We start from the raw sequence: 15,301 nt of genomic DNA on the forward strand, positions 1-15,301 counted from the left end.
CGGCCGCACCGGGCAGGCCCACAACATCTTCGCGACGCTGCCCGCCGGCACCACCAGCTTCGTCATCTACGCGCTCAACCGCACCAACGACTTCTGCTTCACCGTCGCCGTCGCCTGGTCCACCGACACCGTGGCCCGTTCCAAGCAGGTCTGCACCCGCCGCCGCTGACCCGCCAGCCGCTGTTCCGCCAGCTTTGCCCCCGCCCGCCACTGCCCCGCCACCCACTGCCCTTGCCCGCTACGCCCCGCCCCACCGCTTTGCCGCTACCCCCGCAGACCTCACTCAGCGTGGGCCTACCCGTTGACGAACCTGCCGTGACAAACCGTCACACCCGGCGCCCCCGCCCACACTCACCCCCAGGCTTTGCTCTGCTTATCTATACGCACCACCTCGGCTGACCAGCTGAAACGTCGTGGCCGTCGCTTCGACACGCACCGGCAAGCATCACGTTGGGTAGCTGTCGCGTCCGCGGGTGCAGAGCAAAGGGGGCATCGGTGGTCGGTGGGGGGAGGTCGCCGTCACGGCCCGTCTATCTTGGGGGGTCCTCGGCCGGCAACGCCGGCAGCAGCAGGCACACCCGTAGCCCTCGCTGCTCCGGCGCGTCGGTCAGGGTGATGCTGCCGCCCGCGCGTCGAACCAACTCCCGGACGATGGCCAACCCCAGGCCGGCTCCCCCGTCGTCGCGGGCCCGTCCGTCATCCAGCCGGGTGAACCGGTCGAAGACCCGCTCCCGGTCCGCCACCGCGACCCCCGGGCCGTCGTCGGTCACCGTCACCAGGTGGTACGCCCCGACGCCAGGCCCGACTCTAGAGCCCACCGTCGGTGCCCCCGTCGACGCCGCGAGCACGACACTGCCGTGCGCGTGGCGTACCGCGTTGTCGACCAGGTTGGCCAGCACGCGACGCAACTCCTCGACGGTGCCGATCGTCCAGAGCGGGCCCGCCGGCGGCGTCACCCGCACCGGCGGTGACGGGTAGCGGGCGGCGACCTCGGTCAGCAACGCGCCCAGCTCCACCGGGCCGGTCCCCCGGGCCGGCGGAGTCTCGTCCAGGCGGGCCAGCAGCAGGAGATCGTCGACCAGGCGGCTCAGCCGGTCGGTGTCGGCGAGCAGGTTGGCGGTCACCGCCGTCCAGTCCGTCCGGTCGGCGAGGCGCTGGGCCACCTCCAGCTCGGTCCGGATGTTGGTCAACGGGCTGCGCAACTCGTGCGCGGCGTCGGAGACGAAGGCTCGCTGCCGGACGCGGGCGGACTCCAGCCGGCCGAGCATGCCGTTGAGGGTGACCGCCAGACGGTGGATCTCGTCGGCCGACGCCGGCACCGGCAGCCGGCCGGCTCCGGCCCTCCCGGTGATCTCCTCGGCGCCTCGACGTAACGCCTCGACCGGCCGCAGGGTCGCGCCCACCACCCGCCACGCCACCCCGGCCAGCACGGCCACCAGCAACGGGAAGGCCACCAGCAGGATGGTCCGGACCACATGGGTGCTGTGCCGCACGTCGGCCATCGAGCGGGCGACCAGCACGGTGAGCGGGTCGGCCGCGGTGCCGGCGGGTACGGCGACCACCCGGACCGGGCCGACGAGCCCGACCCGCTCGGCCGGCACCTCGAGCCGCTGCCGACCGTCGCGGTTCAGCCGCTCGGGGCGGACCATCGGCACCAGACGGTCGGCGTCGATCGAGGCCGCCCGGATTCGTCCCTGCCCGTCGACGACCTGCACGCGGACCTGCCCGCCGGCCACCGGCAGCGGGTCGGGCAGCGCGTCCTCGGCGGCGAGCAGGGCGACCGCGTCGGCGGTGCGGAACGCCTCGGTGTCGACAGTGCGTTGGAGCACGAAGCCGAGCGCGCCGAGCAGCACCACCCCGCCCAGGGCCAGCCCGATGGTGAGACCGACCACACCGATCGCCATGAGCCGCCCGCGTAGCCCGAGGACCGGCATCCGGCCGGGCTTGCCCCGACGGGTGGCGGCCGGACCGTCGGCGGTCACGTCGCCAGCCGGTAGCCGGCGCCCCGGACCGTCTCCAGCCGGTCCCGGCCGAGCTTGCGGCGCAGGTAGCCGACGTACACCTCGACGGCGTTCGGCGCGGTCTCCAGGCTCGCGTCCCAGACGTGGTCCAACAACTCGACCTTGGAGATCACCTGGCCCGGCCGGCGCATCAGGTAGTCCAGCAACGCGAACTCCCGCGCGGTCAGCGCCACCTCGGCGTCCGCCCGGGTCACCCGTCGGCGGGCCGGGTCCAACCGCAGGTCACCGACCGCCAGCACGGTCGGGCGCTCCGGCGTGCCCCGACGCAGCAGCGCCCGCAGCCGGGCCAGCAGCACCACGTACGAGAAGGGTTTGGTCAGGTAGTCGTCGGCGCCGCAGTCGAGGCCGTCGGCCTGGTCGTACTCGCCGTCCTTGGCGGAGAGCATCAGCACCGGCAACCAGTGCTGCTCCGCGCGCAGCCGCCGGACCAACTCGTACCCGGAGAGGCCGGGCAGCATCACGTCGAGGATCATGGCGTCGTATCCGCCGTGCCGGGCCGCGTCCAGGCCCGCCGGGCCGGTTGCCGCCACGTCCACCGCGAACCCCTCCGCCTGGAGACCGCGTTGTAGGGCGGCCGCCAACCGGGCCTCGTCCTCCACCACCAGCACCCGCACAGCTCAAGGGTGCCACCCGGGTCAATCGGCGCGGTTCGGTGTCCTCAGCGCGCTCACAGCACGGACGAGGCAAGATGGCCGCAGGAGGTGCCACCATGTCCGTCCTGAGAAGCCGTCCCGTCCTTCGCTGGTTGGTTCCGGCCACCGCGGCCGTCGCCGTCATCGGCGGCGGCGCGGCGATCGGCACGTTCGCCGCCGAGGCCGAGCCGAGCCTGCCGCCCCGAACCGCCGCTCAGCTCCTGGTCGACCTGCAGACATCCCGGCTGGAGGGGTTGTCCGGGACCGTCGTGCAACGCGCCGACCTCGGCCTGCCGCCACTCGTCGGTCTGGTTCCCGGTAACGAGCTGACCACCCTGCTGACCGGCACCCACACCCTGCGGGTCTGGTATTCCGGGCCGGACCAGCAGCGGGTCGCGCTGATGGACACGCTGGGCGAGCAGGACATCATCCGCAACGGCCGGGACCTGTGGACGTGGCAGAGCCGCAGCAACACCGCCACCCACCGCACACTGGGCGGCGACGCCGGGGCCTGGAAGCCCGCCCCCGAACCGGCAGCGAGCCTGCCGGCCACCCCGCAGGAGGCCGCCGACCTGGCGTTGGGCGCGATCGACCCGAGCACCGAGGTCAGCGTGGGCCGGTCGGCCACCGTCGCCGGCCGGGACGCGTACGAGTTGGTGCTCCAGCCGCGTGACCAGGACTCCCTGGTGCACCAGCTGCGGATCGCCATCGACGCCAAGCAGCACGTGCCGCTGCGCTTCGAGGTGCTCGCGAAGGGCAGCGACCGGCCGGCGTTCGAGGTGGCCTTCACCCAGGTCGACTACCGCCGCCCGGACGCCGACCAGTTCCGCTTCAACCCGCCGCCCGGCGTGACAGTCAACGAGGAGAAGGCCGAGCGCCCGACGGGCAAGCCCGGTCACGTCGAGCCGGCGGGCGACCCGCAGGTCCGCGCGGTGGGCGACGGCTGGACGACAGTGCTGGTCGGCCGCCTCGACGGGGCCGGTGTCGGCCGGAAGCCCGCCACGAAGCCGGCCGCTCCCCCGGCCGGCACCGCACCGGACCTGGACATGTCGAAGCTGCTCGGCGGGCTGCCGGCGGTCAGTGGCGACTGGGGCAGCGGTCGGCTCTTCACCAGCAAGCTGTTCAGCGTGCTGCTCACCGACGACGGCCGGGTGCTCGCCGGAGCGGTGACGCCGGAGCGGCTCTACCAGGCCGCGCGCGGCTGATCTCCGCAGTGTTCGCGCCGGGTCGACCTGACGGTCGGCCCGGCGCTTCGCTGTGGGTGAGACCGAGGTCAGGAGACGCCGAGGGCGCTGAGGTACGCGTCGGCGAGGACCGCGTGGCCGGGCAGGTACGGATGGACCCGGTCGTCGGCCCAACGCGTCGCCGGACTCACCGCCAGCACCCGGTCGAACGCCGCCTGGTTGGGCACGTGCACCGCGTCGAACTCGGTGGCCAGCCCCGCCACGACCGCCGCGTACCGGTCGGTGTCGGCGCGTTGCGGGACGCTCCGGTCGGCCTCGATGAAGAACGGGTCACCGAGGATCAGTCGGCAGCCGGTGGCGTCGACCGCCCGACGGAGCAGGTCGCGCAGGGTGCGCTCGTACTCCTCGATGCCGACGGCCTCATCCGGCCGGTCACCGTAGTGCCGCCAGATGTCGTTGATGCCGATCAGCACCGCGAGCCAGTCGGGGTGCTCGGCGATGGCGTCGTCGTCCCAGCGGGCGGCCAGGTCGCGCACCGTGTCGCCGCCCACACCCCGGTTGACCCACTCCAGCTCCAACTCGGGGTGCCGGGCGTCGACCAGGGCGCGAACGAGACTCACATATCCGCTGCCGTAGGGCGCGGCGACGTCGCGTCGACCACAATCGGTGATGCTGTCCCCGATGAAGACCACCCGTTGCCCGGTCCGCAGGATCATCCGCCGCCACCTCGCGATCACCGGCGCGCCGGACCGCCGGGCTTGGTGAGAACCGGCGGAACGCGCTATCTTCAACAGTTCGAAGGCACAAAAAAGAACGGCTAAAAGCCGTTCCTGCAAAGGATTCTAATCTTTAGGGAGACGGCTTGTCAAGGCACTCCGGCGGTTCCGGCGAATTGCCGCTCGACGACGAGATCGGTCGCGAGCAGGAGTACGTCTCGATGCTCTACAACCGGCTGGACCAACTGCGTGAGCAGGCCGCCCACCGGCTCACCGCCGAGCTGCACAACACCGGCGGCACCCTCCAGGACCGCTCGCAGCGCGACAGCTCGGTAGCGATGTACGCCGATCAGGTCGAACAGTTCTCCGCCGTGGAGAACGGGCTCTGCTTCGGCCGTCTCGACGGCGACGACGACTCCCGCCGCTACATCGGCCGGATCGGCATCTTCGACACCAGTGGTGACTACGACCCGCTGCTGATGGACTGGCGGGCACCCGCCGCCCGCCCGTTCTACCTCGCCACCGCCGCGAACCCGCAGGGCGTACGCCGTCGCCGGCACCTGCGTACCCGACAGCGCAAGGTGACCGGGCTCAACGACGAGGTGCTCGACATCGACACCGCCTCCCCCGGCGCCCACGAGGAGCTGACCGGTGAGGCGTCGTTGCTCGCCGCGCTCAACGCGGGCCGTACCGGCCGGATGCGCGACATCGTCGAGACCATCCAGGCCGAGCAGGACGAGGTCATCCGCGCGGAACTCCCGGGTGTGATGGTGGTCCAGGGCGGCCCCGGCACCGGCAAGACCGCTGTCGCACTGCACCGGGCGGCGTACCTGCTCTACACGCACCGCCGGGAACTCTCCAGCCGTGGCGTGCTGCTGGTCGGCCCGAACGCGACCTTCCTGCGCTACATCTCCCAGGTGCTGCCGACGCTGGCCGAGACCGGCGTGCTGCTGCGTACCCAGGGTGATCTCTTTCCCGGAGTGAGCGCCCAACGGACCGAGCCGGCCGGAACCGCGGCGCTCAAGGGCCGGGCGGTGCTGGCGGAGGTGTTGGCGCTGGCCGTCCGGGACCGGCAGTGGGTGCCGGACGAGCCGCTGGAGATCGAGGTCGAGCGGGAGACGCTGACCCTCGACCCGGAGATCGTGCGGGCGGCCCGGGATCGGGTCCGCCGCGCCGAACGACCACACAACCTGGCCCGCGCGTTGTTCGACGTGGAGATCGTGCACGCGCTCGCCGACGAGGTGGCCGAGCGGATCGGCGCCGACCCGCTCGGCGGGGACAACCTCCTCGACGAGGCGGACCGGGCCGAGATCCGCCGCGAGCTGCGCGAGGAGACGGAGATCCAGGCCGCCCTGGACCGCCTGTGGCCGGTGCTCACCCCGCAGCGGCTGCTCGCCGACCTGTACGCCGACCCGGACCGGATCGCCGCCGCCGCGCCGATGCTCAGCGAGGACGAGCGGGCGCTGCTGCGCCGCGAGCCCGGTGGCTGGACGCCGGCCGACGTCCCGCTGCTGGACGAGGCCGCCGAACTGCTCGGCGAGGACGAACGCGCCGCCGCCGCCCGGCGGGACCGCATCCGGATGATGGAACGGGAGTACGCCGAGGGCGTGCTGGAGATCGCCCGGGGTTCCCGCTCGATCGACGTCGAGGACGAGGCCGAGGGCGGTGAGATCCTGGGCGTGACCGACCTCATCGACGCGGATCGGCTGCTGGAGCGGCAGGAGGAGGCCGACCGGCTGACCACCGCGCAGCGGGCCGCCGCCGACCGCACCTGGGCGTTCGGCCACGTGATCGTGGACGAGGCGCAGGAGCTCTCGCCGATGGCCTGGCGACTGCTGATGCGCCGCTGCCCGAGCCGGTCGATGACGATCGTCGGGGACGTGGCACAGACCGGCGCGCTGAGCGGCACGCCGTCCTGGGCGGACGCCCTCGCCCCGTACGTCGAGCAGCGGTGGCGGCTCACCGAGCTGACGGTCAGCTACCGCACTCCCGCCGAGATCATGGCGGTCGCCGCCGAGGTACTGGCTGAGATCGACCCGGCACTGCGGCCGCCGCGCTCGGTGCGGGAGAGCGGCGTACCGCCGTGGGACCGGACGGTGCCCGACGGCCGGTTGGCGGCGGAGTTGGTCGCCGAGGCCACCCGGGAGGCGGCCGGGCTGACCCAGGGGCGGCTCGGGGTGCTCGTGCCGGCCGGCCGGGTGGGCGAGCTGGGTGCGGCGGTGACCGCCGCCCTGCCGGAGGCCGCCGTCGGCGAGCATCCGGAGCTGGAGAGCCGGGTGGTGGTGTTGACAGTCGCGCAGGCCAAGGGGTTGGAGTTCGACTCGGTGCTGGTGGTCGACCCGGACCGGATGGTGGCCGAGTCCCCCCGCGGACGAAGCGACCTGTACGTAGCCCTGACCCGCGCCACCCAACGCCTGGGCGTCCTCCGCCCGGCGAGCTGACCACGAAACCCGCCGTCCCCACCGAGTTGTCACTCGGCGGGGGCGGCGGGTGCGGGTTAGTCGTTCGATTTGTCCCTGATGGACTTTGCGGGGCCGGTCGCCGACGTGGACTGGTCGCTGGTGCCGCCGCCCATCGGGGTGCTGAGGCCACCGGTGGTGGCATCACCGGTGGTGGTCGGCGCGACGGTGCCCGGGTGTCGCTCCGGCTGTCGGGCCACCCGGCGTACGCTCGCCGGCCCGGCGGTGCCACCGGTGGTGGTCACCGCGCCCTGCCCGCCGACGGGGCCGCCGTCACGCAGCACCTGCGGGTCGATCCGTTCCTTCGCTGGATCGAACGGGTCGTCGCGCTGGATCTGACTCTCCACATCGGTGCGGGGCACAGTCACCTCGTCGAGGGCGCCCTTGCCGTACACGCCGCCGGCGATCCGATCCTCGGCCTCGCGGGCGGCATCCTGCCGCATGTCGTCCTCACGCACGTCCATCACCTCGCAGAAGCTGTGGAACTGACTGCGTGCCCTGCCACCGGCCGACCAAACCCGGCGTGACCGGAAGGTCGTCCACGGCGGTTCACCAGCACGCCGCCCGCCGGCCGTCTTCCCGCAGCCCGAGATGTCCATGCTGTCCCGCGACCGGTGGGAGATGCCCGCCGGCAGGAGGGGATGACAGCGTGCGCACAGTACGCCGTACCGCCGTCGCGGCCCTGGTGGCCGCAACGGTGACGACCGGGCTCGCGGTGCCCGCCCAGGCGAAGCCACGACCGGACCGGACATTCGACGTGCAGGCCCACCGGGGTGGCCTCGGGCTGCGGGTGGAGAACACTCTCGCCTCCTTCGGCAACGCCCTCCAGCTCGGGGTGACCACCCTCGAACTGGACGTGCAGATCACCGAGGACGGCCAGGCCGTCGTCACCCACGACCGCAAGGTCACCGGGACCAAGTGCGTCGACACCACAGCGGTGACGCCCGGCGACCCGGAGTTCCCGTACGTCGGGAAGTACATCAACACGCTCAGCCTGGCCCAGGTGCGCTCGCTCGACTGCGGCTCAAAGACGCTGCCGGACAAGCCCGGCCAGCTCGCCGTCCCCGGTGCCCGGATGCCGCTGCTGCGTGAGGTCTTCGCCCTGGTCAACCGCTACCGGGCGAAGGACGTGAAGCTCAACGTCGAGACCAAGGTCGAGGCTGGCGCGCCGACCGAGACCGCCCCCCGCGAGCAGTTCGTCCGGGTCACCGCCGCCGAGATCCGCGCCGCCGGGTTGCTCAAGCAGGTCACCATCCAGAGCTTCGACTGGGGCGCGCTGATGCGGATGCGTCAGGTCGAGCCGAAGCTGCCGCTGGTCGCCCTGACCAACTACGACTTCCTCCAGACCGGTCAGCCGGGTGCCTCGCCGTGGCTGGGTGGGCTGGACATCGACGACTTCGGCGGCGACCCGATCAAGGCGATCCGCAGCTTCGGCGTCAGCGCCTTCTCGCCGGTGCACGGGTCCCCGCAGAACGGCACTGTCACCGACCCGGGCTACAAGCCGTACGTCACGAAGGAGATGGTCGCCCAGGCGCACCGCTACGGGATCAAGGTGATCCCGTGGACTGTCGACGACGTGCCGACCATGACCAAGCTGATCGACGACGGCGTGGACGGCATCATCACCGACTACCCGGACCGGCTGCGTGGCCTGCTGGCGCAGCGCGGTTACCGGTTGCCGAAGGCGTACACCGCGCCGTTCGACATCCAGGCACACCGGGGCGGTCGGGCCACCCGACCGGAGAACACCCTGCCGGCGTTCGCGAACGCGCTGTCCAACCGGGCCATCTCCACCCTTGAGCTGGACACCAACGTGACGGCCGACGGCAAGCTCGTGGTGCTGCACGACCGCACCGTCAACGGGTCGCACTGCGTCGACACCGCCCCGGTGCGCCCGGGAGACCGGAAGTTCCCGTACGTGGGCAAGCCGGTGCACGAGTTGACACTGGCGCAGCTCAAGACCGTTGACTGCGGCACGAAGACGCTGCCCGAGCTGCCCGCCCAGGTGCCCGCGCCCGGTGCCCGGATTCCGACCCTGGACGAGGTGTTCGCCCTGGTGAAGGCGAGTGGCCGCACCGACATCGGAATGAACATCGAAACGAAGATCAGCCCGGTGGTGAACGACACCGAGCCGTACCGCAGCTTCACCCGCAAGCTCGTCGACGCGATCCAGCGGGCCGGCTTCACCAGCCGGGCCACCATCCAGTCGTTCGACTGGCGCACCATCACGTACGCCCGGCAGCTCGACCGGCGGATCGGCACTGTCGGTCTGGTCTGGCAGTACGGCCCGACCGAGTGCGCGACCCTCGCCGACGAGTGCTCGCTGCAGGCGGTCTACGGCAACCCGTCGGTGAAGAGCCCGTGGACCGGTGGGCTGGACTGGTGGAAGTACCAGGACCTGGGCAAGCTGACCCGGGCCGCGGGCGCTGGCACGGTGTCCGCCAACTGGCAGGTGCACGACCCGAAGCAGGGCACTGTCGCCTCGACCGACTGGTACCTGCGGGAGAACCCGGCGTACTTCCACGGACCGGACGTTCGGACCCTGCAGACGCGCTACGACCTGAAGGTGATCCCCTACACCGTTGATGACGCGGCGGTGATGCAGCGGGTCATCGACCTGGGCGTCGACGGCATCATCACCGACGACCCCGACCTTCTGGTGAGCGTGGCGACCCGCAACGGCCTGCGCTGACCCGTCGACCACCCGATCGCCGGCCGGACTTTTCCGGCCGGCGATCGGTGTTACCTGCTCCGGGGCCTCGGGTAGTCGGGGGTTGTCCCCGCCACGAAAGCGAACCGTGCCGTGGCCGAAACGCGGTAGCGGGGCGAGGGAATGCAGGTACGACTCATCGCATCCTGAGGAGGACCAGATGAGCACGCAGGCTGCTTCCACCCGGCCGATGAACCGGCCCATGAACGACCCGCAGAATCCCGCTCAGATGCGGGACATGCAGACCCAGCAAATGCCGGTCATGCATGACGGGCGCCGCAACGACATGCAGGCACCCGGTACGGAGACCAAGCAGGCCTTCAAGACCACCGAGTTCTGGATCTACCTGATCGCGGTGGCCGCCGTACTGGGCGCGTCGCAGGTCGTCGGTAAGAACTCCGCCGGAGTGGACATCTTCCGGGCCGACAACGCCTGGTTCCTGATCACCCTGCTGACGCTTGGCTACCTCGGTAGCCGTGGCCTCTCGAAGGCCGGCAGCAACTGGCGCAGCGGCGAGGAGCGCAAGGCCCGGCACTGACCGGTTCACAGTGCACGGTGGCCTCCGGGAGATCCTCCCGGAGGCCACCGTCATGTTCGTAACGGGCTACTCGTCGCCACCGAAGTCGCCGAAGTCACCCTCGAACGATTCCTCAATCATCTCGCCGGCGATCATGCCGCCGGCGACACCCAGCGCGGCGCCGGCCACCATGCCGCCCATGCCGTGCCCACGGCTGTGACCGTGGCCGTGGCTCGGGCCGTACTGGGAGCGCAGGCTGCCGTAGCGGGACGTGGTCTCGCGCAGCCAGCCGTCGACGACCTGCGCCCAGTCCACCCGGTCAACGTCGGTGTGCGACACCTGGTAGCGGCCGAACGCGTCGTGCCCGGCGCTGAGGAACCCGCCGCGCTTGTCGCACTCCAGGATGACCTCCACACCACGCTGGCTGGTCACGAAGGTCAGCTCGACCTCCCGGATGGTGCTCGCGTACTGCGGAGACGCGAAGAACTCGATCTCCTGGTAGAACGGCAGCGTCTGCTGCACGCCCCGGATGTGACCACGCTCCAGGTCGGCGTGCTTGAACCGGAAGCCGAGCCGCTGGAACGCCTCCAGGATCCGCTCGTGCACCGGCAGCGGGTGCACCGCCACCTGGTCCAGGTCGCTCTTGTCGACCGCTCGGGCGATCGCCAACTCGGTACGCAGACCCATCGTCATACCGTGCAGGCGCTGGCCGTACACGTCGGTGATCGGGGTCTCCCACGGCACCGGCAGCTGGAACGGGATCGAGAGCTGCTGCTTCGGGGCGAGTACGAGCGACCCGCTGACCGCCATGCGGTGGAACTCCATCGTGCCCGCGTACTCGGTGTCGTGCCCCTCGACCTCGACCCGGGTGACCAGGCCGATCACCACCTGCTCGATGGCTGCCTCAGCGTCGCCACCGACGAGGTTGACCTGCCCGTCGAGGGTCAGGCCGGGCCGGGTGTTGGGGTTGGTCAGCACGGTGTCCACGCTGGGACCGCCCACACCGAACGCGCTCAACATCTTCTTGAAGACCATCGGAACTCCTGTGCGACGCCGACCGCTCCAGGCTGGAGTCGGACGTGACTCGGACGGCACCCTATCCATCACCCCTGTGAGGTGGCTGTGAAGCGCCGCGCTGCCGCCACGTTCGTTGGCCACGCGATCAGCCCCAGCAGCGGGGCCTTAATAGATGACTTCGGCGCGCAGCCGCTCGGCGACCTGGTCGGGCGACGGCATGGCGACGATCTCGGCGCTGATCCGGCGTGCCGCCTCGGCGAACGTCGGCTCGTCGAGCACCCGGCGCAGGGCCGCCGCGATGGCCGCCGGGTCGGCCTGGCCGGGCATCAGCGCGAGGCCCGCACCGGACGCCGCGACCCGGTCGGCCTGGAAGAACTGGTCAGCGCCCTGGGGTACGACCACCATGGGGATGCCGCGGGCCAGCGTGCCGAGGGTGGTGCCGGCGCCGCCGTGGGTGATGGCCGCGTCGGCGTTCTCCAGCAGCTGCGCCAACGGCACGAACGGGCTGAACTCGACCCGGTCGGAGTCGAGCTGGTAGTCCTCCGGCTTGCCGTCGAGGCCGAGCGTGGCCAGCACATCGACGTCGACGTCGGTGAGGGCCCCCAGAAGCGGACCGACGACGGCGGGGTCGGCGAAGACCGTACCGAAGCTCACCAGGACCCGGGGCCGGCCGCCGGCCGCCGGGGTGCCGCCACCGCTCGGGGCGTCGGGCGCCTGGTGGGGTTCGGGTCGCAGCGCGATCCGCTCCATTCCCGACGGTACGGCGAAGTTCTCGAACTGGAGACCGGGCGGGCAGGTGTCCAGCAGCCAACGACCGGCGGGGGTGCGCTCGGGTGCGGGCAGCCCGCGCTCCTCGTAGCGGGAGCGGACGACGGCGGTGAGCGCGTCGGTGAACTCGGCCGGCACCGACGGCCCGAAGGCGAGGGTGGCCAGGGGTACGCCGAGGCTGGTGGCGACCAGCGGTCCCACGAAGTCGACCATCTCGCTGACGATCAGGTCGGGTCGCCAGCTTCTCGCCTGCGCCAACGCCTCGTCGGCGGTCAGGTCGACCCGCACGCCGGCGAAGAACTCGGCGACCGCCTCGGGGGTGGGCTCGGTCGCCGGGTTGAGGCCGAGCTTGCGCCCCACCTCGGCGAAGAGCACGTCCGGCATGGGACCGGCCGGCAGCAGCTCGATCCCCTCGGGGGCGATGAGCGGAGTCATGCCTGCGGCGGTGATCACGGCGACGTCGTGACCCTGGCGACGAAACGCGCGGGCCAGCGGCAGCAGAGGGAGGAAGTGCCCAAAAGCGGGCACGTTTGAGAAGAGGAGTCGCATGATCATCAGAGTACTCTTCTGATGAGTGCCGCCGTATAGTGCCCTGATGACCGCAGCTCACCCCCGCGCCAGCCGGCGTCAGGAGAGCGCCGAACAGACCCGACAATTGATCTTGGAGTCGGCCCAGCACCTGTTCCTCGCCCAGGGGTACGCCACGACAACAATCAACGACATCGCCGCGCGCGCCCGAGTAGCCGTGGCGACCGTCTACACAAGCGTCGGCGGCAAGCCGACCCTGCTGCGAGCATTGATCGAGTCGGGCGTCAACGACCCCGAGACCACCCGCAACGTGGCGGCCGTCGCGGTCGCCACCGACCCCCGGGAGGTCCTGCGCCTGATCGGCGCCGGGACCCGGTACGGTCACCAGAACCACCACCAGCAGGTAGCCCTCATGAAGGCGGCCGCCGGCATGACCCCGAGCGCGGCAACCGTGGCGCGGGACGCGGCGGCGGCCTACCGGCAGGCCCTGCGGGTCGGCGCGGTCCGCCTCGACGAGCTGTCGGCCCTGCGGCCGGGCCTCACCGTCGAACAGGCAACCCAGGTGCTCTGGTTCTACTTCGGGCTGCACTCCTGGCCGCAGCTCGTCGACGAGGGCGGCTGGTCGTACGACGAGGCCGAGCGGTGGCTGGTCGAACGGGCCGCCGAGGCACTGCTCAACTCCTAGCCGAACTCGCCCACCTTGACGCCGAGGACGAACGCGGTCCACCCCTCGGCGGGGTAGACGAGTGTTGCCGCCGCACGATCCTTGCTGTCCCGTACCGCCACTCGACCGGAACCGTCCAGAACCGGCCCTGCCTCAACACAGCTACCACCATTGCTGTTGCTCCGGGTGCTGATGTGCCAGGCCACCGCCGGCAGGGCTTCACTCATGGCAGTTCCTCCTTGATCTTCGAGATCAGCTTGGCCGCCTCGCGCTGATCCAACGCGACATCACGAAGCTGATCGTACGCAAGCGCGTAGCGCTTCGACTTTGGCGATTCCATGAAGCGGCGCCCGCCCAGTGTCTCGGCATACGCGACCTCCGGGTATGGCTTGGGCATCCCGAAGAGTACGAAGGAGCCATCGAGACCGGCATGCAGCCCGACCCTTGATAGCAACACACGGACGTCGATGTTCGGCTGGCCGATCAGCTCGCCCAGATGGTGGAGTTGACCGCGCATCACGGCAGGGCCGCCAACAGGTCGGCGTAGCACGCTTTCATCGATGATCGCCGCGACACGGACAGTCGGATTTCGCGTGAGAACACGTTGACGGTCGATCCTGAGTTGCAGCCACTTGCCGACCGAGAAATCTGTCGCCTGCTCCCCCTCCGCGTTACGGATCACCGCCTCCGCGTAGGCCGGTGTCTGCATGAGACCTGGCATGAGGAAGGCATCCCAGGAGCAGATTCGCTCTGCCCTGCTTTCGAGCCAAGGGAAATCGATGAACGAGGCGTCAACCAACTCGTCGTAGTCGTCGTCCCACCTGTCCGTTCGCCAGGCATCCTCGGCGAGCTGGATGAAGCGGTTCCGCTCGCGCCCGTCGTGCTCGCCGTAGAGGTCAAGCAGCGACACGACAACGCCACGCCGGAACGGCCACTCGGCGCGCTCCCAGCGGGCGATCGACGAAAAGTCGCGCTCCAGGAACTCGGCGGCCTGCTTGAGAGTGATGCCGCGTTGCTCCCGTAGCTGCCGCATCTGCTGACCGAGCCATTGGGCACGCAATGTCTGCACGAACGATTCACGCCTGGCGGGCATGGTGCCCCTCTCCTCATGGACCCTCAAGACAAATTCCGTTGGTGTCGTTGCACCAACACCGAGGCCACTGGAAACGTGGCCTTCGGGTGAGGGTGGTCGCCGGCCCCCGGGGACGCCCGGTGCAAACACGGCAACCGCGGCTGTGCCAACAGCCGAGAAGGTGACGAGAGACGGCCTCGCGAGTGGCAGGCGCATACCCGCTCTCGTCGGGTCTCAACTAGAGCGTCGGGATGTGCGAATCCCGGCTCCGAACCGACTTGACGAATAACTACCACGGCAAAGGGCCCCTTCGCGACCCTGACCCGCCCATCTGTCGACGACACGCGAGGTGATGAATGACCCGAGGCACTCTCTACGACGGCACGCTCCACGGCGGTCGGCTGGCTCGGCTGCACCCGAGCCAGGTCCGGGACCGGCAGTTCACCGTCGTCGGTTTCGGCCGACGAGGCCTGGACCCCGGGGAGGTACGACGGTTCCTGCACCGCGTCGCGCTCGACCTGGCGACGCTGCACCACGATGTGGCTCGGCTCAGCGAGGAGAACGCCCGTGTCAAGCGCGCGCTGCGCGATTGGCAGAGCGCCTGGTCCGACCGGCGTCAGCCGTGAGCCCGGGATGGGACCACCAGTACAGCGGTCTTTTCACGCCGTTGCCGCGGTTCGCCGTCGGGGCGCACGCGGAGATGCCTCGGTATGTGATCCACCTGCCGGTGGCGGTCACCGACCTGGCCGGAGCGCTGGATCTGGCCCGTACTCTCGCCCGGTCGCTGGCCTCGACGCCACAGGTCGACGTCGCCGGCATCACAGTGTCGGCCGAGGACGCGCAGCACGTACGACATTGGGTTTTCTGCGACCGGATCATGCCCGATCGCCGCCGCTGCGCGCGGCAGGCCGACCACGTGGGTGCCTGCCTACCCAACAACGGCCCCTAAGCCGAACCGCCACCCTACGCGAACTTGCGGTTTCGGTTGCCGAAATGCGTGGATCGCCCCTAAG

At 70.7% G+C, this 15,301-nt stretch carries 15 protein-coding genes and 1 pseudogene; 8 read left to right on the forward strand and 8 right to left on the reverse strand.

What is annotated here, in order from left to right:
• A pseudogene (locus KBX08_RS34950) lies at positions 1-169 on the forward strand (tetratricopeptide repeat protein); the annotation flags it as partial.
• 361 nt (positions 170-530) lie between these two features.
• Here the strand turns inward: KBX08_RS34950 and KBX08_RS30440 are convergent.
• Together KBX08_RS30440 and KBX08_RS30445 are read right to left on the reverse strand one after the other, a co-directional pair.
• Positions 531-1,904, reverse strand: coding sequence for a cell wall metabolism sensor histidine kinase WalK (locus KBX08_RS30440; RefSeq protein WP_210787061.1), 1,374 nt, complete (start codon positions 1,902-1,904; stop codon positions 531-533).
• 74 nt (positions 1,905-1,978) lie between these two features.
• Complete coding sequence (locus tag KBX08_RS30445) at positions 1,979-2,635, reverse strand: response regulator transcription factor (RefSeq protein WP_210787034.1); 657 nt, start codon at positions 2,633-2,635, stop codon at positions 1,979-1,981.
• A 95-nt stretch (positions 2,636-2,730) separates the two neighbouring features.
• On the opposite strand from KBX08_RS30445, the gene KBX08_RS30450 reads away from it, so the two are divergent.
• Positions 2,731-3,858, forward strand: coding sequence for a sigma-E factor regulatory protein RseB domain-containing protein (locus tag KBX08_RS30450; RefSeq protein ID WP_210787036.1), 1,128 nt, complete (start codon positions 2,731-2,733; stop codon positions 3,856-3,858).
• 68 nt (positions 3,859-3,926) lie between these two features.
• Here KBX08_RS30450 and KBX08_RS30455 read toward each other — a convergent pair whose 3' ends face one another.
• Positions 3,927-4,553 carry an SGNH/GDSL hydrolase family protein gene (locus KBX08_RS30455; protein WP_210787038.1) on the reverse strand — a complete coding sequence of 209 codons (627 nt, stop codon included), beginning with the start codon at positions 4,551-4,553 and terminating at the stop codon, positions 3,927-3,929.
• 221 nt (positions 4,554-4,774) lie between these two features.
• On the opposite strand from KBX08_RS30455, the gene KBX08_RS30460 reads away from it, so the two are divergent.
• Positions 4,775-6,994, forward strand: coding sequence for an ATP-binding domain-containing protein (locus KBX08_RS30460; protein ID WP_210787063.1), 2,220 nt, complete (start codon positions 4,775-4,777; stop codon positions 6,992-6,994).
• A gap of 56 nt (positions 6,995-7,050) precedes the next feature.
• On the opposite strand, the gene KBX08_RS30465 is transcribed toward KBX08_RS30460, so the two are convergent.
• The gene (locus KBX08_RS30465; protein WP_210787040.1) at positions 7,051-7,470 is read right to left on the reverse strand and encodes a hypothetical protein; all 420 of its coding nucleotides are present in this window, start codon (positions 7,468-7,470) and stop codon (positions 7,051-7,053) included.
• A gap of 191 nt (positions 7,471-7,661) precedes the next feature.
• Between KBX08_RS30465 and KBX08_RS34170 the strand changes: the two genes are divergently transcribed.
• A complete protein-coding gene (locus KBX08_RS34170; RefSeq protein WP_307850692.1) occupies positions 7,662-9,704 on the forward strand; it encodes a glycerophosphodiester phosphodiesterase family protein in 2,043 nt (680 codons plus the stop codon).
• A gap of 178 nt (positions 9,705-9,882) precedes the next feature.
• The gene (locus tag KBX08_RS30475; RefSeq protein ID WP_210787042.1) at positions 9,883-10,260 is read left to right on the forward strand and encodes a hypothetical protein; all 378 of its coding nucleotides are present in this window, start codon (positions 9,883-9,885) and stop codon (positions 10,258-10,260) included.
• Positions 10,261-10,326: 66 nt separating this feature from the next.
• Here KBX08_RS30475 and KBX08_RS30480 read toward each other — a convergent pair whose 3' ends face one another.
• Positions 10,327-11,274, reverse strand: a complete 948-nt coding sequence (locus KBX08_RS30480) for a sporulation protein (protein ID WP_210787043.1) — start codon at positions 11,272-11,274, stop codon at positions 10,327-10,329.
• 147 nt (positions 11,275-11,421) lie between these two features.
• Complete coding sequence (locus KBX08_RS30485; protein WP_210787045.1) at positions 11,422-12,579, reverse strand: glycosyltransferase; 1,158 nt, start codon at positions 12,577-12,579, stop codon at positions 11,422-11,424.
• Between the two features lie 40 nt (positions 12,580-12,619).
• On the opposite strand from KBX08_RS30485, the gene KBX08_RS30490 reads away from it, so the two are divergent.
• Positions 12,620-13,237 (forward strand): TetR/AcrR family transcriptional regulator, encoded by a 618-nt coding sequence (locus KBX08_RS30490; RefSeq protein WP_210787047.1) that lies wholly within the window; start codon positions 12,620-12,622, stop codon positions 13,235-13,237.
• Here the strand turns inward: KBX08_RS30490 and KBX08_RS30495 are convergent.
• Entirely contained in the window at positions 13,234-13,443 is a 210-nt protein-coding gene (locus tag KBX08_RS30495; protein WP_210787049.1) for a DUF397 domain-containing protein, read from the reverse strand. The genes KBX08_RS30490 and KBX08_RS30495 overlap by 4 nt on opposite strands.
• The gene (locus KBX08_RS30500) at positions 13,440-14,309 is read right to left on the reverse strand and encodes a helix-turn-helix transcriptional regulator (RefSeq protein WP_210787057.1); all 870 of its coding nucleotides are present in this window, start codon (positions 14,307-14,309) and stop codon (positions 13,440-13,442) included. The genes KBX08_RS30495 and KBX08_RS30500 overlap by 4 nt, the downstream gene beginning before the upstream one ends.
• Positions 14,310-14,644: 335 nt before the next feature.
• Here KBX08_RS30500 and KBX08_RS30505 point away from each other — a divergent pair, with 335 nt between their 5' ends.
• Positions 14,645-14,914 carry a DivIVA domain-containing protein gene (locus KBX08_RS30505; RefSeq protein WP_210787059.1) on the forward strand — a complete coding sequence of 90 codons (270 nt, stop codon included), beginning with the start codon at positions 14,645-14,647 and terminating at the stop codon, positions 14,912-14,914.
• Positions 14,915-14,988: 74 nt separating this feature from the next.
• Complete coding sequence (locus KBX08_RS30510) at positions 14,989-15,237, forward strand: hypothetical protein (RefSeq protein WP_210787067.1); 249 nt, start codon at positions 14,989-14,991, stop codon at positions 15,235-15,237.
• The last annotated feature ends 64 nt before the right edge of the window (positions 15,238-15,301 follow it).

The organism is Micromonospora sp. H61, from assembly GCF_018070325.1.
In the GTDB taxonomy this organism is placed as follows: Bacteria; Actinomycetota; Actinomycetes; order Mycobacteriales; family Micromonosporaceae; genus Micromonospora; species Micromonospora salmantinae.